The 21,130-nt window shown below is 37.7% G+C and carries 23 protein-coding genes; 11 read left to right on the forward strand and 12 right to left on the reverse strand.

Annotation, left to right across the window (positions count from 1 at the left end; genetic code table 11):
- Nucleotides 1-153 precede the first annotated feature (153 nt).
- Together PR725_RS05700 and PR725_RS05705 are read left to right on the forward strand one after the other, a co-directional pair.
- On the forward strand, nucleotides 154-492 hold the full coding sequence (locus PR725_RS05700) for a GlpM family protein (RefSeq protein WP_109912413.1): 339 nt from the start codon (nucleotides 154-156) through the stop codon (nucleotides 490-492).
- A 73-nt stretch (nucleotides 493-565) separates the two neighbouring features.
- Nucleotides 566-1,042: a hypothetical protein gene (locus PR725_RS05705; RefSeq protein WP_004911484.1), complete on the forward strand. Its 477-nt coding sequence runs from the start codon at nucleotides 566-568 to the stop codon at nucleotides 1,040-1,042.
- A 47-nt stretch (nucleotides 1,043-1,089) separates the two neighbouring features.
- Here the strand turns inward: PR725_RS05705 and PR725_RS05710 are convergent, their stop codons facing one another.
- Entirely contained in the window at nucleotides 1,090-1,872 is a 783-nt protein-coding gene (locus PR725_RS05710; protein WP_272568005.1) for a class I SAM-dependent methyltransferase, read from the reverse strand.
- Between the two features lie 84 nt (nucleotides 1,873-1,956).
- Nucleotides 1,957-2,448, reverse strand: a complete 492-nt coding sequence (locus tag PR725_RS05715; RefSeq protein ID WP_109912415.1) for an N-acetyltransferase — start codon at nucleotides 2,446-2,448, stop codon at nucleotides 1,957-1,959.
- A gap of 134 nt (nucleotides 2,449-2,582) precedes the next feature.
- On the opposite strand from PR725_RS05715, the gene PR725_RS05720 reads away from it, so the two are divergent.
- Nucleotides 2,583-2,927: a DMT family protein gene (locus PR725_RS05720; RefSeq protein ID WP_109912416.1), complete on the forward strand. Its 345-nt coding sequence runs from the start codon at nucleotides 2,583-2,585 to the stop codon at nucleotides 2,925-2,927.
- A 45-nt stretch (nucleotides 2,928-2,972) separates the two neighbouring features.
- On the opposite strand, the gene PR725_RS05725 is transcribed toward PR725_RS05720, so the two are convergent.
- The 3 genes from PR725_RS05725 to PR725_RS05735 form a co-directional block, all read right to left on the reverse strand.
- A complete protein-coding gene (locus PR725_RS05725) occupies nucleotides 2,973-4,124 on the reverse strand; it encodes a pyridoxal phosphate-dependent aminotransferase (RefSeq protein ID WP_004911470.1) in 1,152 nt (383 codons plus the stop codon).
- 253 nt (nucleotides 4,125-4,377) lie between these two features.
- Nucleotides 4,378-4,716, reverse strand: a complete 339-nt coding sequence (locus PR725_RS05730; RefSeq protein ID WP_004911469.1) for a hypothetical protein — start codon at nucleotides 4,714-4,716, stop codon at nucleotides 4,378-4,380.
- Nucleotides 4,717-4,891: 175 nt separating this feature from the next.
- Nucleotides 4,892-5,131 (reverse strand): HEAT repeat domain-containing protein, encoded by a 240-nt coding sequence (locus PR725_RS05735; RefSeq protein WP_004911467.1) that lies wholly within the window; start codon nucleotides 5,129-5,131, stop codon nucleotides 4,892-4,894.
- 280 nt (nucleotides 5,132-5,411) lie between these two features.
- Here PR725_RS05735 and PR725_RS05740 point away from each other — a divergent pair, with 280 nt between their 5' ends.
- Complete coding sequence (locus tag PR725_RS05740) at nucleotides 5,412-5,789, forward strand: hypothetical protein (RefSeq protein ID WP_004911465.1); 378 nt, start codon at nucleotides 5,412-5,414, stop codon at nucleotides 5,787-5,789.
- Between the two features lie 57 nt (nucleotides 5,790-5,846).
- Here the strand turns inward: PR725_RS05740 and PR725_RS05745 are convergent, their stop codons facing one another.
- A complete protein-coding gene (locus tag PR725_RS05745) occupies nucleotides 5,847-6,218 on the reverse strand; it encodes a hypothetical protein (RefSeq protein WP_231136920.1) in 372 nt (123 codons plus the stop codon).
- A gap of 379 nt (nucleotides 6,219-6,597) precedes the next feature.
- Nucleotides 6,598-6,846 (reverse strand): DinI-like family protein, encoded by a 249-nt coding sequence (locus tag PR725_RS05750; RefSeq protein ID WP_004253462.1) that lies wholly within the window; start codon nucleotides 6,844-6,846, stop codon nucleotides 6,598-6,600.
- 582 nt (nucleotides 6,847-7,428) lie between these two features.
- Between PR725_RS05750 and PR725_RS05755 the strand changes: the two genes are divergently transcribed.
- Nucleotides 7,429-8,889 carry an alanine/glycine:cation symporter family protein gene (locus PR725_RS05755; RefSeq protein ID WP_004911454.1) on the forward strand — a complete coding sequence of 487 codons (1,461 nt, stop codon included), beginning with the start codon at nucleotides 7,429-7,431 and terminating at the stop codon, nucleotides 8,887-8,889.
- A gap of 187 nt (nucleotides 8,890-9,076) precedes the next feature.
- Nucleotides 9,077-9,976, forward strand: a complete 900-nt coding sequence (gene yddG, locus PR725_RS05760) for an aromatic amino acid DMT transporter YddG (protein WP_272568013.1) — start codon at nucleotides 9,077-9,079, stop codon at nucleotides 9,974-9,976.
- Between the two features lie 64 nt (nucleotides 9,977-10,040).
- Here the strand turns inward: yddG and yidA are convergent, their stop codons facing one another.
- Both yidA and PR725_RS05770 read right to left on the reverse strand, forming a co-directional pair.
- On the reverse strand, nucleotides 10,041-10,853 hold the full coding sequence (yidA, locus tag PR725_RS05765; RefSeq protein ID WP_196718345.1) for a sugar-phosphatase: 813 nt from the start codon (nucleotides 10,851-10,853) through the stop codon (nucleotides 10,041-10,043).
- A 225-nt stretch (nucleotides 10,854-11,078) separates the two neighbouring features.
- Entirely contained in the window at nucleotides 11,079-11,462 is a 384-nt protein-coding gene (locus tag PR725_RS05770) for a helix-turn-helix domain-containing protein (RefSeq protein ID WP_004911441.1), read from the reverse strand.
- A 333-nt stretch (nucleotides 11,463-11,795) separates the two neighbouring features.
- Here PR725_RS05770 and mgrB point away from each other — a divergent pair, with 333 nt between their 5' ends.
- On the forward strand, nucleotides 11,796-11,942 hold the full coding sequence (mgrB, locus tag PR725_RS05775; protein ID WP_004911439.1) for a PhoP/PhoQ regulator MgrB: 147 nt from the start codon (nucleotides 11,796-11,798) through the stop codon (nucleotides 11,940-11,942).
- Nucleotides 11,943-12,172: 230 nt separating this feature from the next.
- Entirely contained in the window at nucleotides 12,173-13,549 is a 1,377-nt protein-coding gene (locus PR725_RS05780; RefSeq protein WP_272568017.1) for an amino acid permease, read from the forward strand.
- A 77-nt stretch (nucleotides 13,550-13,626) separates the two neighbouring features.
- Here PR725_RS05780 and pagP read toward each other — a convergent pair whose 3' ends face one another.
- Nucleotides 13,627-14,202 (reverse strand): lipid IV(A) palmitoyltransferase PagP, encoded by a 576-nt coding sequence (pagP, locus tag PR725_RS05785; RefSeq protein WP_109912424.1) that lies wholly within the window; start codon nucleotides 14,200-14,202, stop codon nucleotides 13,627-13,629.
- A gap of 665 nt (nucleotides 14,203-14,867) precedes the next feature.
- Between pagP and PR725_RS05790 the strand changes: the two genes are divergently transcribed.
- The 3 genes from PR725_RS05790 (at nucleotide 14,868) to thiD (ending at nucleotide 18,254) form a co-directional block, all read left to right on the forward strand.
- Nucleotides 14,868-16,424 (forward strand): YjjI family glycine radical enzyme, encoded by a 1,557-nt coding sequence (locus PR725_RS05790; RefSeq protein ID WP_196719470.1) that lies wholly within the window; start codon nucleotides 14,868-14,870, stop codon nucleotides 16,422-16,424.
- On the forward strand, nucleotides 16,396-17,262 hold the full coding sequence (locus PR725_RS05795) for a YjjW family glycine radical enzyme activase (RefSeq protein WP_109912426.1): 867 nt from the start codon (nucleotides 16,396-16,398) through the stop codon (nucleotides 17,260-17,262). Before PR725_RS05790 ends, PR725_RS05795 begins: the two co-directional genes overlap by 29 nt.
- A 194-nt stretch (nucleotides 17,263-17,456) precedes the next feature.
- Nucleotides 17,457-18,254: a bifunctional hydroxymethylpyrimidine kinase/phosphomethylpyrimidine kinase gene (thiD, locus tag PR725_RS05800; protein ID WP_115167137.1), complete on the forward strand. Its 798-nt coding sequence runs from the start codon at nucleotides 17,457-17,459 to the stop codon at nucleotides 18,252-18,254.
- A 46-nt stretch (nucleotides 18,255-18,300) separates the two neighbouring features.
- On the opposite strand, the gene yegS is transcribed toward thiD, so the two are convergent.
- Nucleotides 18,301-19,200, reverse strand: coding sequence for a lipid kinase YegS (yegS, locus tag PR725_RS05805; RefSeq protein ID WP_004911418.1), 900 nt, complete (start codon nucleotides 19,198-19,200; stop codon nucleotides 18,301-18,303).
- A 462-nt stretch (nucleotides 19,201-19,662) separates the two neighbouring features.
- Nucleotides 19,663-21,048, reverse strand: coding sequence for a prephenate-dependent tRNA uridine(34) hydroxylase TrhP (gene trhP, locus PR725_RS05810; RefSeq protein WP_196718348.1), 1,386 nt, complete (start codon nucleotides 21,046-21,048; stop codon nucleotides 19,663-19,665).
- Nucleotides 21,049-21,130 lie beyond the last annotated feature (82 nt).

Here is a 21,130-nt window from a genome sequence, read left to right on the forward strand (position 1 = left end):
GCTCATAAAATTGAAAGGGATTAGGCAACTTTTACTGATAACGAGGGAATAAGAGGAAATAATTGTTGTAGATTGCTACCTACAAGAGAGTTAATTTACGAGTGATTTGTGATAATAATAGTCAACGTTTAAAATTTGAGTCTAGAGTGCGGTATGCTTTCTTTATTCTTTAAATGCCTTTTAGGTACTTTAGCCGTATTGATTATTGCACTATTTTCACGTAGTAAAATTTACTATATTGCAGGTTTAGTTCCGTTATTTCCTACATTTGCATTAATTGCTCATGTTATCGTCGTTCAAGAACAAGGAACAGAAGCTCTCAGAAAAACTGCACTGTTTGGGCTCTGGTCTCTCATTCCTTATGCAATGTATTTACTAACGGTATATTTATTAGCAACGAAAATGACCGCTTGGGGAAGTTTAAGTATGGCAACCGCTATTTGGATAATAACAGCGGCAATATTAGTTTATATATGGCAACTCACTCAATAAATAACATAGAGTAAAATAATTAGCTATAAAACATCATAAAACTAAACTCTCTCGATATGCTGACGGCTTAAACATGGTTGGCTATAGTCGCAAAAATTTAAGTATTAACTATAATGATAAGCAATGTTTTCTATTGAGCTGTACCATTAAAATGTTATTAAGAACCCTGGTATTACTGTTAGTTGCTGGCTGTGCGTATATTGCAGGAATTATGACTGAAGTTAAACTTGATGCTGAGTTAGATACTGAAAGCCGAGTGAAAAGTTCTGTCGAAGATTTTCTTGCTTACCCTTCGGCTGCAAATTATAAAAATGTTCAATATTATGTATTGACGAAAAATGAAGAAGGGGATGAAACGGGCTATTATTGCGGTGAAGTCTTTGGTTTTGAAAATGAGTTACCCCATGGCTATAAAAGATTTATCGTTAGGCTTCATAAAAATAGAGCTGGAAAAGTAATGATATCCATTCCTTTTGTAGAAAAAACAGATGATATTATTCCCGCAGAACAATTTGAAGCTGTGTGGGATAGATATTGTAAAAGAAGCTAAATTAATGATAGCTCGTTGAGTTGCTAGCAAAACGAGCGTCACTAATATTAATTTGATTTAACTGCTATCGTCGCTAGGAATGTGGGTAGATAATTGTCAACGACAAAGCGTGGATTAGGTTGCCAGTCCTCTTTAAAGCCTGTGATATGAAAACCTACCTTTATTTGCCCACCAATGAGATCTGTCAGTGAATGACCAAATACAAAAGCTTCTTGCTTTGCCTGCTTTTGTGCTATTTGCTCTGCCGATAAAGTAGATAGTTCGGAGTAAGGCATAGTGTAACTTGGCTTTATTATACCTTGTTCGTCATATTGCTTATCTCGTTCCCCAATAAAAACAACAGGATTAAAAAAACTGGATAACAGCCGTCCATTTGGTTTTAAAACACGGTAGCATTCTTGCCAGACAGGGCTAACATCCGGAATATACAGATTAGAAATAGGATGAAATATAATATCAAATGTTTCATTAGCAAACATGTGTAATGATCGCATGTCACCTTGAACAATCTCTAAGGTTAAATTATCTCTTTCTGCCACCATTTTGTCTTGGTCAAGCTGTTTCTGAGAAAAATCAAAAACAGTCACATTTGCTCCTGCTGCCGCGAGTACCGGAGCTTGCTGCCCCCCCGCAGAAGCTAAGCAAAGAATTTTTTTATCTTTTACATTCCCTAACCAAGTATCATCAACAGGAGTTGGTGTTAAATGAACTTGCCATTTTCCCTGTTTGGCATCATTGATAGTTTTGGAATCAACGGGGGTTGACCAAGCAAGTTGTGATTCAGCTTGTTTATCCCATGCTTTTTGATTTGCACTAATGAAATCTGTCATAAAATGACTCCTGTATACAATAATTTGTCACAGTGTAGCAAAAAATAAGCAAATTAAAATAAAAATGTACCAATTGGTACACAATTAACTCCCTACCATTAGATGATATGTGATGCCATTAAATTCAAAGTTAGTGGCATTGCTCATGCCTATTTTTTGATGCGCCATAAGCGATCTGAGATTGTCTGCATTAATAAAGGCAATAGGCTTTCCTTGGTTGTACGAACAAATTTTATCAAAAAGTGATTTGAGAATATTTCTCCCTCGATAATCACTATCGATACAAACAGGACCATAGAACCAGTTGCCTTGTACAATTTCTGCATGCTGTTTAATGATCAAATGTGCTATAGGGGGGAGGGATGAGGAATTAGGGTCAAAGCTAAATACGACAGCGATAATTTTATTTCCATCTCGAGCTACAACGGTAGTCAGACTTCCTGCAAACATTGCATTGACTTTGGCTTGAGGGTATTCACCGAGTAATCCACCTTGTTGAGATTCAGAATTAGATTGCAATAATTGAGCGACAGCAGGACAATCTGGTTGTGTCATTAATTCATATTTAATATTCATTATTACCTCGTAATGATTGCTAAATACGTTTAAATTTATGATATGAAGCGCAGGGGTATTTATGGGAGCACATTGTCGTGTGTTAATTCTAACCTCATAATATCGGTTATTTATTGTTTGTCTATTGAATCAGCATGTTAACTAAATTTTATCCAGTATTCTTACTTATTATTTCAAATGTATTTATGATGTTTGCTTGGTACGGCCATTTAAAGTTCACAACAAAGCCGTTGTATGTTGTTATTTTCTTTAGCTGGTTAATTGCATTGGTTGAATACTGTTTTGCAGTGCCAGCTAATCGGTTAGGGCATCAGTATTACAGTGCGGCTGAATTAAAAACAATGCAAGAGGTGATAACACTCTGTGTTTTTGTTCTTTTTTCGGTATTATATTTAGGTGAAAATTTTACCATTAACCATTTAATTGGTTTTATTTTTATTTTTGCAGGCGCCTTTTTTATCTTTAAGGGGCCATTTTAATGTAAAAAGAGCAGCTTGAACTGCTCTTTTTGGAGAGAACTTAATTTATACCCATCCTTTTTCATGAAACTGCTTTAATATCACAACAAATTGCTGCATTTCTTCGGGGGTTCCTAGTGTGAGTCTATTCCAGCCAATGGCAGGTGGGAATTCACGGCCAACCATAACATGAGCTTCAGCCATACGTTGTTGATAGGTTTTTACGTCACCTTTAACTTTATGGAAAATAAAATTAGCCTGTGATGGGGCATATTCTAACCCAATCTCATTTAATGCTTTTTCTACGATTTTTCTCGAAATATTGTTAGATTTTAGGCTGTATTCAATAAATGATTTATCCTTTAGAGACGCTATTGCAGCGACTGCTCCCGCTGTATTGGTATTATCAATAGATAAAAATTCGTCTACAGCAGCAATAATTTCGGGGGTCGCAACACCATAGCCAACTCTTAAACCTGCTAAGGCGAAAATTTTTGAGAAAGTACGTGTGACAATCAGGTTATTTTGGCCTTTTTTGACTAATTGAATAGCACTCGTAAAATTTGGGTCTTCAACAAACTCGGCGTAAGCTTCATCAACGATAAAAAATGTGTTGTCAGACTCTTTACTCATCCATTTAACCAACTGGCTATAAGGCGTGATCATTGCTGTCGGGTTATTCGGGTTACAAATATAGACCATTGATAAACCGTCAAAATCATTAGCAGCTTTTTCCATTCCTTCTAGATCAAATGATAAATCAGTTTTTAAAGGAATTTTGGTTATCTTAATACCTAATGGCAGAGAATAAAGTTCTGCATAATTGAACGTTGGATCAGGGGTGACTAGTTGAATTTTTTTACCGAGTTTGTTTGCTTTATTTGCCAACATAGCGACAACAGCTTGAATCGTTTCAGATGATCCATTACCCATACTAATGTGCTTATTAGATAAACTGTAGAGCTCACCAATATTATGCTGTAATTCAGCACGAGCGTCATCCGGATAACGAAATGCATTAGGTAACGCTTTGATAATGGCCTCTTTTGCACTCGGTGACATCCCTAATGAATTTTCATTAAAATTCAGCAAGAGAGGTTGTTTTTCACTTGGTATATTTATGTTGTTTGTTTGCGCAATGGCTTGATTAAAAAGTGAGTTAAGTGCAATTCCACCTGCAACTAGTGATGTGGATTTAAGAAACGAACGGCGATCCATAGTTATTCCCTGAAATTATTATCTTTGAAAGTATTAGATTACTCAAAATAGTTCCAAAGTAAATAATTATTTGCTTTTTATGATTACTTATTCATCTGGTTAGTTTCTGAACTATTGCAAATTTATCTACGGTAAATAAGAAAAGAAACATGTCATGCCAAGATAGCAAAGTAAGGGGGATCAATTATGGGGGGGTATAACCATTGAAGTCATATAAACAAAAAAGGGTAGTTTATTCTACCCTTGGTAAAAATTATTGGCCTTGTACTGGAAAGTTAGGTGTAATTTCTACAACCGCAACTTTAACCATATATTGTTTACCATTTTCTCCTTTAGGAGCATCTGCAGCAATTTTTTTCAGTGTTTCATCTGGTTGAGTAGTTTGAATTGATGTTGAATACTGCATCATACCACGGTGACGATTTGCATGATTAGAGTGGCGGTAATTATCGCAAGGCCTATCATTATATTGCTGTTGGTTTTGGTACCCTCCGCGGTGCCATGAACCATTACCATCTCCTGGGTAAGCGAATGTTGAAAAGCTAATCGCGATTAAACTTGCACTGAGAATTAATGGTTTTAATATATTCATGTTATATCTCCTTTAGATATTTATTGATTATTATTCTGCCATTGGAATTAATTAATTCAATTGAATTTACTTATCTAAATGAATAAACCATAATTCAGTCATGTTTCTTCCTTTATTTTTTCATAATGCAAATCATTTGTTAAATAAATGAATTTTACGTTAAATCGTTATTTTTTTAATTGGTTTTGTTTTGTTGGGTTTCATGGAAGAATTTAGCTAGTTTGCTAATTGATACAATTGATGCTACAGCAATATCTTTATTATAATCCTCACATAAAGCTAATAGTCTATCGATAGCATCTTCTTGTTCAATAGAACAAATATAATCGCCTAATGCATTTATCGCCGCTATTTTAACATCATTGTTGGTACCATGAGTTAGGCTAACAAGGTTTTTAACGATTTTTTCTTTCATAAAAATATATTAAATCAGTCAGGTAGTATATAGGCCAGTATAAAACTAAATAAATAAAAAATGTTTTTTTTATTAATGTTAATTTAATAGATATAGATTGAATCAATAATAATAGGAAGGACATTGGTTATGTTTTCAATTTAAAAACTAATTTTTATAAAGTAGTGTCAACTGGTTAGGACAAACGTAAGTGCGTAAGGCAAAAGCTCAAATTGTTTACTCAAATTGATATAATACATTTATACTAGGTTAAGTTATCATAAAGTAGAAAGGTGATGCGTTGAAACGTATAAAAACAAAATTATTAATTGTATTGCTATTGGCTTTAGGCGTATTTGCATACCATTCTTATACCAGTATTGGTGACTCAGATGTTAAAAATGAAGCGCAAAGCATGGTGGAAAAAAAGCTAGGAAATGCATCAGTAATTGAGTTCAGTGATGTGGATATAGTGCAAAAAAGCGAGTTTAAGGAAGGAGAAAGTTATCGGGTTTGCGGCTTATACCGCTTATCGAGCCAAGATAGCTCGCTACCATTTGTTGCAAATGTCAGCATTAAAGAAGGGCGTTTCTCTGAGCATGGGCAATTGATTATTAGTGAAACACCTGAATTACAATTCTCGATTGAACAGTTGTGTGTTAAAAAAACAACCAATTAATAAAAAAGCGCTCAAATTTTAGTTTGAGCGCTTTTTCTTTTTTTAAAAATTAAATGATTAAGATTTATTCAAAAGCAGTTCAGTTTGAATCTTACAAGCTGAAATGGAGTCATTTAATGATTTATTGAAGTCACCTTCATTAGCAAACTTAGATTTATTGCTACGTACGGTGTCAATCGCTGATGTTAGATTTTCGCGGAGGTCTGACTCTACAGTGGCTAATTGCTTGAGGTCGACATTTTCACTTTTCAATTTAGCAATGGTTGATTGGGTTAATTCACTGCTAGTTTTGTCAGTGCTGTATGCTTCACTTAGTGCTTGACCAGTGATCTCACAATAATCTTTGGCTATTTCACTAATATTTAATGGGGCATTATCAGCCATAACAAGGGCTGGAGCCAGGCAAAAAGCCAGTAACAAACGCTTCATAGTCATACCTCTATTTTGCACACAATGAATAATAACTCTATCTGGTACTAGAAAAATACTATAGCAGATTAGGCCTAAAATGGGGGATGACAAAGAGGGTTTTAGCATGATTTCATAAAAAAGAGCCAGTATAAATACTGGCCGCTATAATTAGCAAAAGCAATGTAAATGAAAATTACGTTATATACAGTATCATATAACGGTGTGAGGTAAAGCGATTTTAACTTGTTTTGGTGAAAGTTAAGATTAAGTATGATCTTGATCAGAGTTTGAACCCATATTAGAGGCGTGTTATCGAAATATGGGAGAAATAAAAAATAACCAGCTAGAGGTCAGGTAGACTCATAGCTGGTTTTGTTCATGTAACCTAACACGGAGATTACTGTTTTAACCAATGGCCATGTTTTAAGACATCTTCGACAAGTTCATGTAAGACAATATGGGCTTCGTTATCATCATGGAAGCCTTTAGTTTGAAAGGTTGTTGGGCCATTATCATGAGTAATCAAAAGATAGCTGCCAGGGTAAACTTCTAAAACACGTGCTTTTAGCTCAGCAATGAAGGATTCATATGATTTTTCAGGGAGCTGAGAAAGTGGGTCATCAGATAACTTGATATTAATTTCCATACGTTAACCTCTTGTCTATAAAATTTAATTAGGCTCAGTTTATTGTTAAGTGAAAGTATAAGCAACTATCTAATTGTGACGATTGTAACGTGATAGGCTTTTTGATTATAAATTAACCTCATTTATTGATTAGATATTCCAAATAATATATGAATTAAGCAAAATAAATATTACAAATATTTTTGTTAAGAAATAAGTTAATTAAGATTGAAGTGATAAAATGAATAATGGTTTTTTATTTATTTAAGTAACTTTTTGGTTAAAATAAATACTGAAAATCAATCATTTGATTTATTTCTTACTTAATCATAAAGAATTTTTTCTTGGTTAGGTTTTTCAAGGTGTTATATGTGTTTATTTGTGAGTATCTAACTTGTTTTAATTAAAATACAATGTGGTTAACGATTGATGAAACGGAAATTAATTTACATTAAAGAGAAAAAAATATAATTTCTGATAATCATATTAAGATGATTTGGCTTTTGTAGGCTAAACTCCTTTTTCTGGAGTTATGTTTTAAATGTGAGGATTTGATTTTCGATTAATACATTATTAATCGTTCTAATAAAAAAGGAGTGTAATTTGATAGAATTTATAAACTCACTAACTAATATTATTTGGGGTTCGTTACTTATTTATTTATTACTGGGAGCAGGCCTGTATTTTACGCTTCGATCAGGGTTTATTCAAATTAGGCATTTTGGCCATATGTTTAGTGTCTTAAAAAACAGTAAACAATCTGATAGCGCAGGTATTTCATCTTTTCAGGCACTATGTACAAGTTTAGCCGCTAGGGTCGGTACAGGAAACTTAACCGGGGTCGCAATTGCGCTAACAGCTGGCGGACCGGGTGCTATTTTTTGGATGTGGGTCGTTGCTATACTCGGGATGGCAACGTCTTTTGTGGAGTGTACTTTAGCACAGTTATACAAAACCAAAGATGATAAAGGAAATTATCGCGGTGGGCCTTCATATTATATGCAAAAAGGCTTAAACCAACGATGGATGGGCGTGTTATTTTCAATTTTCCTCATTATTGCCTTTGGTTTGGTATTTAATGCAGTACAAGCTAATTCTATCGCTCAAGCAACCGCAGTCGCCTTTGATTTCAATCCAATTTATGTTGGCATTGGCTTAGTTTTATTAAGTGGAATTATTATTTTTGGTGGATTGAAATCCATTGCGAGGGTTGCTGAATTAGTTGTTCCTGTTATGGCGTTAGCCTATTTGTTATTGGCATTTTGGGTTGTTGGGCACCATATTGAACGATTACCTGAAGTTTTTATGCTGATAATCCGAAATGCATTTGGTTTGCAAGAGGCAGCGGGTGGTGCTGTTGGTTATGGTGTTGCTCAGGCTATGACACAAGGTATTCAGCGAGGGCTATTCTCTAACGAGGCCGGGATGGGGTCAGCACCGAATGCAGCGGCATCTGCAGCGCCTTATCCACCTCATCCTGCATCTCAAGGGTATGTGCAGATGCTTGGTGTTTTTATGGATACCATTGTTATTTGTAGTGCGACCGCAATTATTATTTTGTCATCTGGTGTTCTAGAAAGTGGGATGGATAACATTAATGGCATTGAATTGACACAACTAGCGCTATCTTCTGCCGTTGGTAGCTGGGGAAGTACCTTTATTGCGATTGCTATCTTCTTTTTTGCGTTTACATCAATCATTGCTAACTATGCATACGCTGAAAGCAATATGATTTTTCTAGAAAATAACCATACAGCGGGTTTATTTATTTTCCGTTTAGCTGCCTTAGGTATGGTGATGTTTGGCGCACTTGCTGAAATGCCATTTATTTGGAAACTTGCTGATTTATCCATGGGGTTAATGGCAATAACAAATCTAATCGCGATCCTTTTATTATCGGGTATCGCTTTCAAACTCGCTAAAGATTATAACCAGCAATTGGTTGCAGGTAAAATACCGACTTTTGATATTAATCAGCACCCTGAATTAAAGAAACAGTTTGAGGAGGGGATATGGGAAAAAGAAGAAGTCGATAAGTGGGTTGAGAAAGAAACATCTCGCTAATATAAAAAACGTAAAGCATAAAATTCTTAGGTGAAAGCCTGAGAATTTTTTTATGAAAAATTATCAAGGTTTAATAAGAATAAATGCTTGTTTTATAATTCTTTGAGCTATAAGGTTTTTTAAGATGATAAAATAAATGTATTATCACAATATATATCATTTTCTAATTTAAATAGCCGAGAGAGTTATGAAATTGAATCAGTACGCCGCAACGCTGTATGGAGTTATTTCAATCTTGTTGTGGAGCACAATGGTAGGACTGATCCGCAGTGTAAGTGAAAATTTTGGGCCTGTCGGTGGTGCAGCATTAGTTTATACAGTCGGTTCCCTTGTGTTAGTACTTGCCATGGGGGTGCCTAAAATAACGAAGTATCCCAAACGCTACTTGCTTTGGGGAACGGTACTGTTTGTTAGCTATGAAATCTGTTTTGTATTAGCGTTAGGCTTAGCCAATAGCCGGCAGCAAGCTATTGAACTTGGTATGGTGAATTATTTGTGGCCAAGTTTTACTATCGCACTGGCTGTATTTTTTAACCGTCAACGTTTCACTTTATTATTGGGATTAGGTTTAGTTTTAGCATTTATGGGGTTGATCTGGGTAATTTCAGGAAATCAACCATTGTCGGTGCAAAGTATTTGGGCAAATATTCAAAGTAATCCACTGTGTTATTTTTTAGCCTTTATTGGGGCTATTGTTTGGTCGTTTTACAGCAATGTCACTAAGTGTATTTCTGGAGGTCACAATGGTATGGTACTATTCTTTATCATGACCTCTATTGGGTTATGGATATTGTATTTTTTCAGTACTCCAACACCGTTTATTATCAATAAAGAAAGCCTGTTATTATTAGTGGTGGCCTCAATTGCGACTGGCGGTGCGAATGCATTATGGACATTTGCGGTTATCAAGGGCAATGTGGCTTTTTTAGGGACACTCTCTTATTTTACCCCAGTTATATCAACTGCATTCGCGTCTATGTTATTAAGCACGGCATTAACGTTAAGTTTTTGGCAAGGTGTGTTAATGGTGACAATGGGGTCGGTGATTTGCTTTTTAGCGACGAGGCAAAAACCAATACGCGGTTAAAAGGTGCAGCGCGTCCCAGATAAGCGCTGCAACAGAAAATATACTGAAGTGAATTTTTGCGGGCTTATACATTAATAAATTTATTAATGGCGACGGCAACGCCATCTTCATCATTAGTTGTGGTCACAAATTTAACCATTTGGCGAATTGGCTCTAAAGCATTGCCCATTGCGACAGAAACACTGGCGTATTGTAGCATTTGGATATCATTATTTTGGTCACCAATACTCATGACTTTGTCAGGTGTAATACCCAGTTTTTCACAGATACATTGCAATGCCGCGCCTTTACTTGAGGTTTTATTTGATACCTCTAGGAAATACGGGCTTGTTCGGGTTAAAGCGTAATTATCGAAGACATTCTCTGGAAGATAACTGATACCAATATCTAATTTCTCTGGATGGTCAATCATCATAAATTTAGTAAATTCCAAAGAAGAGTCCATTTCATTAACGGGGCAATAGATAAGCGGAGTGTGAGTTAAATAAGCATCTGCAACTGTATAGTGACTAATATGGCGGTTTGCCGTGAACATGCTGTTATCCGCAAGAGCATGCATGTGAACCCCGACATTTCTAGCCAGTTCCTCAAAATATTGGAAGTCAGCGAAATCTAACAAATTCTCTGCCAGATGACTGCCATCATTGGCTTGGTGAATGACACTACCATTATTACTAATACAATAGTTATCTGCGGTATTTAAATCTAGTTCCCGTAGGTAAGGGGAGATCCCCGAAAATGGCCTACCTGAGGCTAAAATAATATGTACACCTTTTTGTTTGGCTTGAGTGACAGCCTCTTTTACTGCGGGAGATATTTGGTGTTGGGAGTTAAGTAATGTGCCATCTAAATCAATGGCGACCAGTTTGATTGACATCCAATGCCTCCTAAAATGCGTGCTTTCTGCCAATACCTTACTCCAATTATTCAGAATGTAAATTATACAAATAGTTATAATTTTATTCACAATAGAATAATGGGTGTTTGATTTGAAATTGAACAGAATACAAGGCAGGAACTCTGTTCAATAGTCGAAGCTTGAAATGACAATGTTTTATAGCATTAGCATGTGAATCAATAGATTAATGCGGCTAAAATATTCTCACTCATAATTATGAATCAAATGAAGCGGTTGCTTCACATCTAATTGAATTTGGTCATTCTGTCTAAAATCAAATGGCGTAATGCCATATTCTTTACGGAACATATAGGTAAAGTGGGATTGTGACCCAAAACCAAAATCCAGAGCGATATCGAAAATAGACTGGCTGCTATTGCGCAGTAAGTTAACCGCACCAGCAAGACGGCGTTGACGGATATATTTACCCAGTGAAATCCCTGTGACTTCTTTAAATATTTTTTGCATATGCCAAAGTGAATAGCCTGAATAAGCCGCGAGCTCTTCTAAGTGGATCACGCGCCCTAAGTGTTCTTCTATCCATTTACTCAAAGCATAAACAAGTGCTAAGTGGTTATCTTGTGGCATCTCAAATGTTTTCTAGTTTTACGGTAGCAGAAGTATACACAACTTCATTTCATGATGACAAAGGCTGCTTGTGCGGTATTTCCCATTTTTAGGGTAAAAAAAGCACAATCAGAATAAGTTACTGGCCAATAGCACCTAAAATGAGCGGGATTTTTGTAAAAAGAGGTTAATTGCATATTTTCCTCAAATTTGACGCTCTAAATTAGAGTACCATTTATTCTATAAACGCATTACGTGCAATGCCATAAATGATATCTATCATAAAATGGCAGTACCTTAATATTGTAATCATTTGAAAAATAAAATCATCATAGAAATATGAAGGAATTGTCGGTGTTTGGTCGTAAATTAATTATTGCTGTAAGTGCTGTTTTAGCGTGTCTTTTTTTCTATCTCTTAGCGATGGACAACCTGTGTGATCAGGGAGGAGAAAACTTTATTTTTGGTATTTGTCGTGTAACTGACTTGTTACCATTTTGAATTTGCTTTTTAATGCACAATCCATGATATTGAGTTGGGGTAGCTATCCCGCTGTATCATTTTGTTATGTGATGAAAAAAAATAACTAATAGCACCTGCTTTTGGGCCGTAAGATATGGTAAAAACAGCGCCAGAAGAATGTAGTGTTAATAAGAAAATTCAAATAAACTTGTGTCATTATCATTATTTTGGACGATAAAAAGCAAGTAAGAGGACGAAAGGGTAAAGTTATGTCGCAACAGCAACAGACGCTAAAGCGGGGATTAAAAAACAGGCATATCCAATTGATTGCTTTGGGAGGCGCTGTTGGTACAGGGTTATTCCTTGGAATAGCAACAACCATACAAATGGCAGGGCCATCGGTTTTACTTGGCTACGCACTGTGTGGGTTTATTGCTTTTCTTATTATGCGCCAGTTGGGAGAAATGATTGTTCAGGAACCTGTCGCGGGTTCGTTTAGTCATTTTGCATTTAAGTATTGGGGTGGCTTTGCGGGTTTTCTCTCAGGGTGGAACTACTGGGTCATGTTTATCCTTGTTGGGATGACGGAACTCACCGCCGCAGGTAAATATATGCAACATTGGTGGCCTGAACTCCCGATATGGGTTTCTGCCGCGGTGTTTTTTATTGCTGTGAATGCGGTTAACTTGGTCAATGTGCGCTCTTATGGGGAAACGGAATTCTGGTTTGCATTAATCAAAGTCATTGCAGTGGTTGCTATGATTATTTTTGGTTGCTACTTACTGCTCAGCGGTCATGGCGGCCCACAAGCGAAAGTCAGTAACTTATGGGAATATGGTGGTTTCTTTGCTAATGGCTTTAATGGGCTAATAATGGCTTTGGCAATTATTATGTTTTCATTTGGGGGATTAGAGCTTGTCGGTATTACCGCCGCAGAGGCAGAAGACCCAGATAAAAGCATTCCAAAGGCGATTAACCAAGTTGTATACCGTATCTTAATTTTTTATATTGGCTCGTTAGCGGTATTACTCGCATTATATCCTTGGGTTGACCTTGATGGCAAAACAAGCCCATTTGTATTAATTTTCCATGAATTAGGGGACTTACTGGTTGCTAATTCATTGAACGTTGTCATTCTAATCGCTGCGTTGTCGGTGTATAACAGTGGGGCTTACGCGACAAGCCGTATGTTATATGGCTTGGCACAACAAAGTAACGCACCTAAATTTCTTGCGAAAGTGAATAAAGGTGGCGTTCCCGTCATGGCTTTATTGGTTTCAGGTATTGCGACTTCTGGCGGGATTTTAATTAACTTTGTGATGGAAGGTAAAGCTTTCGAATTGTTAATGTCATTGGTCGTGACAACGTTAGTTCTAAACTGGATTATGATTTGTGTGTCAAATTTGAAGTTCAGAGCAGCAATGAACAAACAAGGTGTTGAAACGAAATTTAAAAGCATTTGGTATCCATTTGGGAACTATCTGTGCTTAGCATTTTTACTGCTGATTTTAGGGATTATCCTAACAATGGACGGTTTGCGCATTTCAGTATTAATTATGCCATTATGGATAGCAGTTCTATGGGTTGGATACCAATTCTCAGGGGCTAAAAAACAAGACTTAGCCAAAAGCCAACAATTCAGTTAGATTTGGTTTTTTCTTATAATAAAAAGACCGGTGGGAATACCCGACCGGTCTTTTTATACTGCGATGAAGTCGTTAGGTCACCATTGCCAACGTAGCCAAGCAAATAATACGTTACCGTTATTATAAGTCCCTGGAATATAAGTGGCTTGCAGCGAAAGCTTGTCATATTCCACTGATACTAGCGGGAGCGGTGCTGGGATTGGAATATAGTACATATCCCTACGGGCAGTGACACTCAGAGTGAAACCTGCTCCCATGCGAAAACCATCAATGTCCCCTGGGATCCACATTTTTTGGAATGCATAACCACCAATTGGCTCCCAATCATTATGTGAATCTTTAAATGCCATTGCATAGATAGCATGCCAGTCATTGTCTTCATCATAACGATATTTACCAAGGCCAAAACCCCAAGGTCGCTCGTTATACTCATCCGTTTTTTTCTTGTCGTACATTGCACGGTTGTGCCAAGTCACCGCTGGAACATATAACTCATATTTGTCAGAGTCCCATGTGGTACTGACATTATTTTTAAATTTATCCCATAAATTTGCCGATTGTTCTTGCGCAACGGCAGGCGATGATATGCAGATTGAGGCGCTCATGAGTAGCGAAGCACCTACAGCCAACTGTATGTTTTTATAAACTCTCATTGTAAATCCAGTTCTGTATCGCAGATATAAAAATGATGATTAGCTCGCTAATGATTATCAGATTAGCATTATTATTATAATTTTGAGCTCAATTATTTTAATTAAGATGTACAGAATATAACAGTATTAATTACATAGTTAAGGATAATAACTCGCTGGTCATATTAGAACTGTTTAATTTTGCCTATTTTTAAGGGGGATAACCGACAGTAGAAAGGGATATTAGCTGATCAAATTGGTTATTGAATAGGTTAATTCTCCTAAAAACCAATAATTGACAAAATACTCCATTTTTTAATTAGATAATGTGATTACTTGATGAAAATAAATGAGCTGAATTGAGTTAAAAAAGATAAGAAAAACCAATGTATCACTCATTATAGCTGTGGCTAACTTTCTGTAATAAAGAGATATTTCGTATTATTTAGGTGATAACGACTAGTAATGTTGATAGAGCAGACATTTATGAAAAATAGCGTGCAAACAAATCCAAAAAGTATGATGCACGTCAAATAATGACTTGTCTCAATGGGATGAAATGGAGGACATAGGCGGCGGTTATAAGTTGCTGCATGTCAACACGGCTAGGAGCTAATTTTTGAAAGTTTATGGCAGATACATTGCTGTAAGCAACATTAGCTTCTAACTAAAAAAGGAACATCACCATGATGAAACGCCAAGAACCACTGACTGAATACCAAGCTAAATGCTTGGCTATCGCCACAGATAAAATATTATCACCAAAACAAAAAGCCAATTTTTTAGCGGTAGAAGCGGATAGCCACATTCCCTATCTTGCGGTGAGCGAACCCCTCGCAGAGGCGTTAAGTGAACGTGTTATTTGTGATATGTATGAAGGAAATGCACCATATAAGCCGCGCTATGTGTTGCCTGACTATGTAAAATACCTCAATCAAGGTTCAACATACTTAGAATTAGCCCCTGCAGAGGACTTTGATGATGCGCTTAATCATCTGATGATTTTGTATCATCACGTTCCGTCGGTAACCAATTTCCCTGTATTTTTAGGGTACTTAGATAAAGTACTCATGCCATATGTAGGTGAGTTGACAGAAGAACAATTGTATCCAAAATTAAAAAGATTTTGGATACAATTAGACCGAACTCTACCTGATGCCTTTATGCATGCCAATATTGGGCCGGATGACAACGTGATTTGCCGTTTGATTTTACGTATCGATGCGGAATTGAAACAAGTAGCACCTAACCTGACATTTGTTTATCACCCACAGCGCACACCTGAATCACTTTTCTTACAAGCGATTGAAAATATTTGTGAATGTAGCAAACCGCATATTGCGAATGATATTATTCATCGTGCTGCATTTGATGAACAAGGTTACGGCATTGTCAGCTGTTATAATGCATTGCCTGTTGCAGGTGGAGGAAGCACTTTAGTCCGTATTAATTTGCGCGAGGTTGCATTACGCAGTCAAAATTCAGTTGATTTTTTAAATGTGCAATTGAAAAAGTATTGTGAGTTACAAATGGAACTTATAGAAACACGTAGCGCATTTTTATTTGAGGAATCAAACTTCTTCCAAACCAGTTTTCTTGTCCAAGAAGGGTTAATAGAACCAGAACGCTTTGCCCCGATGTTTGGTATTTATGGTTTAGCCGAAGCCGTGAATATCCTCATGGAAAAAGACGGAGCGAAAGGCGCATATCAAGCAAATTCACCCGCCTTACCACTGTCTTATCAAATCAGTGAACAGTTGGCAGACTTTGTCGAAACCACACCTGTTAAATATGGTTATAAAAACCGAGCCATGCTCCATGCTCAATCTGGGATCAGTTCGGATATAGGAACTACACCGGGGGCTCGCATTCCATACGGTGAAGAGCCGGATCCTGTTTCGCATATCCAAGCCGTAGCTCCTCATCACAAACACTATTTATCTGGGATCAGTGACATTTTAACCATCGATGAAACGATTAAACAAAACCCGCAAGCACTAATGCAATTATGCAAAGGGGCATTTAGCTGTGGAATGCGTGAGTTTACTGCAAACGTGGCGAGTAATGATTTAGTCCGTGTTACTGGCTACATGGTACGTCTGTCGGATATCGAAAAATACAAAGAACAAGGTTCTAGAAGTAACACTACCTGGTTAGGGGAGGAAGCGACTAAGAACTGTAAAATTACAGCCCGTCAGCAACGAGTAATTAGTCATGAGCAATCGATGCGCTACGCTGAATAAGGTTATTCCTTTTTCCTGTGTAGATGGGCCGGGTAATCGGCATGTTATCTTTTTGCAAGGTTGCAATTTACGGTGTTTGAATTGCCATAATCCATATACCATGGCGCTTTGTGACCATTGTGGGGACTGTGTTTTTACCTGTCCTCACAATGGGTTATTGTTTGTAGATGGTCAGGTTATCTGGGATAGCGATGCCTGCCAGCTTTGTGATACCTGTTTACAAACTTGCACTAAAAATTCAAGCCCGATGACGGTGCCATTAAGTGTTAATGACGCAATCAATGATTTGAAAAAAAATGTTGTTTTCCTGAATGGCGTAACCATTAGTGGTGGGGAAGCAACAACACAATTACCTTTTATTATTGAATTATTTAAAGCAATTAAGGCCACACCAGAGCTCAAGCATTTAACCTGCTTTATTGACAGTAATGGACATCTGGCTTCTGCGGGTTGGAATAAAGTGATTGAGTATACGGATGGCGTGATGATTGACCTGAAATCATGGAGTGATGAGTGTGCTTTAAGGCTAACAGGAAAAGATAACCAGCGTGTTTTTCAATCAATTCAATATTTGGGGCAAGCGGGGAAATTGTATGAATTGCGTTTATTGTATATTCCTCAGCAAACAGATTACTTAGAGCATATTGATAAACTTGCTGATTTCCTAAATCAATTGCCTACAAACACACGGATAAAGATTAACGCCTTTCAACAACATGGCGTAAAAAATGAAGCAGCTAGCTGGCCTGCGGCAACCCAAACAGAAGTGGAGGCATTCGCTCAACTATTACGACAACGAGGCGTTGGTCATATTCATTTGCCTAATGTGTACTTATAAATCATGTCAATTTTTCCTGTGTGAGATATCCTCTCTTTTTATCTAACTCATTAAAATTCATTCACTAACCGCTGGTATTTGTTAAATGTTATGAGACAATTAAGGCGGTTTTATTGTTTGGTTTAAAATGATGTCAGTAAACCTTGCTTATCAATCTATTCAATTGCTTTAGCCGACGAAAAGGGGAATCACACATGAGGATTAATGCGTTAACCATAGCCGGAACAGACCCATCGGGTGGGGCGGGTATTCAGGCAGATTTAAAAACGTTCTCTGCATTAGAGGCTTATGGTACGAGTGTGATGACAGCATTGGTGGCTCAAAATACCCGAGGTGTGCAATCTGTTCAAGACTTACCCCCTGAATTTGTAGCGGCACAATTAGACTCGGTTCTCAGTGATGTGCGAATTGATAGCGCAAAAATCGGTATGCTGTTTAACCAAAGTAATGTCGCAGTTGTGGCGAATGCACTGAAACAATATCCTATTCCGTATGTGGTATTGGACACTGTAATGGTGGCTAAAAGTGGCGACCCGTTGCTATTACCAGATGCGGTTGATGCGCTACGTCAACAGTTATTACCCCTCGTTTCTATTATTACACCAAATCTACCCGAAGCCGCGGTATTGTTAGACGAAAAAGTCGCACAAACAGAAAGCCAAATGCTGACTCAAGGGTATAAATTGCTTGAGAAAGGTTGCCAAGCGGTATTGATGAAAGGTGGTCATCTAAGTGATGCTGAAAGCCCAGATTGGTTAATCACACCAGAAGGTGAATGGCGTTTTACGTCAGTTCGTATAAATACTAAAAATACCCATGGTACAGGGTGTACTTTGTCAGCAGCTTTGGCTGCGTTGCGGCCTCGTTGCGCTGATTGGCAAGAAGCGGTTACGCAGGCTAAAGCGTATTTACAAGCTGCGTTAGAACAAGCAGATAGCTTAGAGGTTGGAAAGGGAATTGGTCCTGTGCATCACTTCCATGCATGGTGGTAACCTTAAAAGATTGAAAGCCCAAATACTTGGGCTTTCATATTATGTTTTAGGTTAATAAGTTGCATTGAGGAGGTAACCGGCACTGAATGGCGTTTGGCTGCACTGAGAACGTAAAGGTATCTCCCGAGAGTGGCTCACCATCAAGGTTTAAGATCATATCGTGAGGAGATGAAATTTTTACCCACGATAATTGCTTTTCAACTAAGTGTTCGTTTTTATCAGCTGAAAATAAATTCGATAAAAATGCGGGTATCACATCCCTTGCAGGAATAATCAGTAAATTTAATGCACCGTCATTAATGAGTGCTTGTGGTGTCAATTGCTGACCTCCACCTGCTTGTCGGCCGTTTCCGACAGCAATGACTAACGTTTCTCCCTCCCAACTAAAATTTTCCCCTTCAATATGGCAAATGTCCGTTTTTAGTGTGTCAGGACGCAGTAAGCCATTTATCACGTAAGCCGCTCCCCCTAATGCTGACTTTAGTGCTTCTGGTGTTTCGGTGGTAATACGTGTCCCAAAGCCGCCAGTGGCCATATTGAGGAAATAATATTGCTCATTGACTTGCGCAATATCAATAGGCACAGCTTTGCCTTTTAATGAGAGTGCTAGGGCAGATTCAATATCCATTGGGATATTCGCGCTAGTGGCAAAATCATTTGCTGTACCCATCGGAAGGACCCCTAAAGCAGGACGAGACTCGCTAGGGAACTTCATCAGGGTGCTGGCAACCGCATTCACTGTGCCATCACCTCCGGCGGCAATAATGGTATCAACACCGTGTTTTATCGCCTGAGAAATAAAATAATGCGTATCATCCAGCTCCCAAGGAATACGGACTTGAATTTTATGGCCTTCTTTACGCAGGTGAGTAATGGCTTTTCGCAGCTCAATGTGATTTGCTTGTTTACCATTAAGAATAACCATGGCTGACTGATATTGATTCATAAATACCCATCCATTTGGCTTAACGTATGTCAAATATTCGTTAAAATGAGTATAAATGGATTAATAAAATATTGATGAGCTTTTTTTAGTTTTTTTACAGAAATAGAGTTAACAAGAGAAATGAAATAAAGTAGCAGATAAAAGAAATGGCTAGCTCAAGGGAGATTGAGCCAGCCAAGGAGGTGGTTCCTAGTCTTATTTTATGACTTTCTAGTTCTTCGTTTTCGAGAGTGACTATACGATATTGAATAACCAATTGATGTGATCTGTTGCATAAAATTGGATATTCAGCGCATTTTTTAATGGAAATGTCAATAACGCGAATGATTATCATATAAGAAAAAAGCATATAAAGTGAAATAATATCGTTTTATATATTAAAAAAAGCCAAAATATCAAAGTATTAAACGATGAGGTTTTGGCTTATAGTGAACAAGCTATTTAAAAATAACTAAGTGGTGATTAGCCTGCAATTTGATTTTCTGGCTGAGTTTGATGAGGTGCTCGGGTGGTTGTTCCTGCTAGGTTACGGATCAACAAACCAAAATTGACATCAACATCTTCAGGGATTGGCAGATAAACCACATGGCCGTTGCCTGGTGCAACATCAATCGTTTCACCTTTGCGGTTTGTTAAGGCGTCTAAGGTAAAGACGATATTACCCGCAGGTGTCATCATCTCTAAGCTGTCTCCAACGCTAAATTTATTTTTTACATCAACCTCTGCCATACCATTGACACGTTTGCCGGTAAATTCACCCACAAATTGCTGAGTTTCAGAAACAGAGTAGCCATATTCATAGGTTTGATAGGCATCGTGGGTGTGGCGACGTAAGAAGCCTTCAGTATAACCACGGTGCGCTAATCCTTCTAAAGTGGAGAGTAACGTTGGGTCAAAGGGTTTTCCAGCGACAGCATCGTCAATTGCACGTCTATAGACTTGCGCAGTACGAGCACAGTAATAAAACGATTTTGTACGGCCTTCAATTTTTAATGAGTGAACACCCATTTTTGTTAAATTTTCTACGTGCTCGATTGCGCGTAAATCCTTTGAGTTCATGATATAAGTGCCATGTTCATCTTCAAAGGCGGTCATATACTCGCCAGGTCGTTTGGCTTCTTCTATCATAAAGACTTTATCTGTTGGCGCACCCGCACCTAAGGTTGGCGTCACATTTTGTACTGGGATGGGCTCATGAATATGGACAATGTTACCCACATCGTCTTCTTTACCTTCTTGTACGTTATATTCCCAGCGGCAAGCATTGGTGCAAGTCCCTTGATTAGGGTCGCGCTTATTAATATAACCGGAAAGTAAACAACGGCCGGAATAGGCCATACAAAGGGCACCATGGACAAAAACTTCAAGCTCAATTTCCGGTACCTGTTGGCGAATTTCAGCAATTTCGTCGAGGGATAATTCGCGCGATAAGATTACGCGTGTTAAGCCCATTTGTTTCCAGAACTTCACCGATGCCCAGTTAACCGCATTGGCCTGCACAGATAAATGAATATCCATCTCAGGAAACGCTTCACGAACCATCATAATAAGGCCAGGATCAGACATAATCAGTGCATCTGGTCCCATTTCAATGACGGGGGTTAAATCACGAATAAAGGTTTTTAATTTCGCATTGTGAGGGGCAATATTCACGACCACATAAAACTTTTTACCCAGCACATGGGCTTCTTGAATGCCTTTGGCTAAGTTTTCGTGATTAAATTCGTTATTTCGTACGCGTAAGCTGTAACGAGGCTGGCCTGCATAAACGGCGTCTGCGCCATACGCAAAAGCGTAGCGCATATTTTTTAACGAACCGGCGGGGGATAAAAGCTCTGGTGTAAACATGGTTATTCTCTATCTGATGTCAAGTCAGCACTCACTCATACGAGAGAGTGTTTTTAAGGGATGGGGATTTTACTCCTATTTG

It is taken from the genome of Providencia sp. PROV255 (assembly GCF_028478065.1).
Classification (GTDB): Bacteria; Pseudomonadota; Gammaproteobacteria; order Enterobacterales; family Enterobacteriaceae; genus Providencia; species Providencia rettgeri.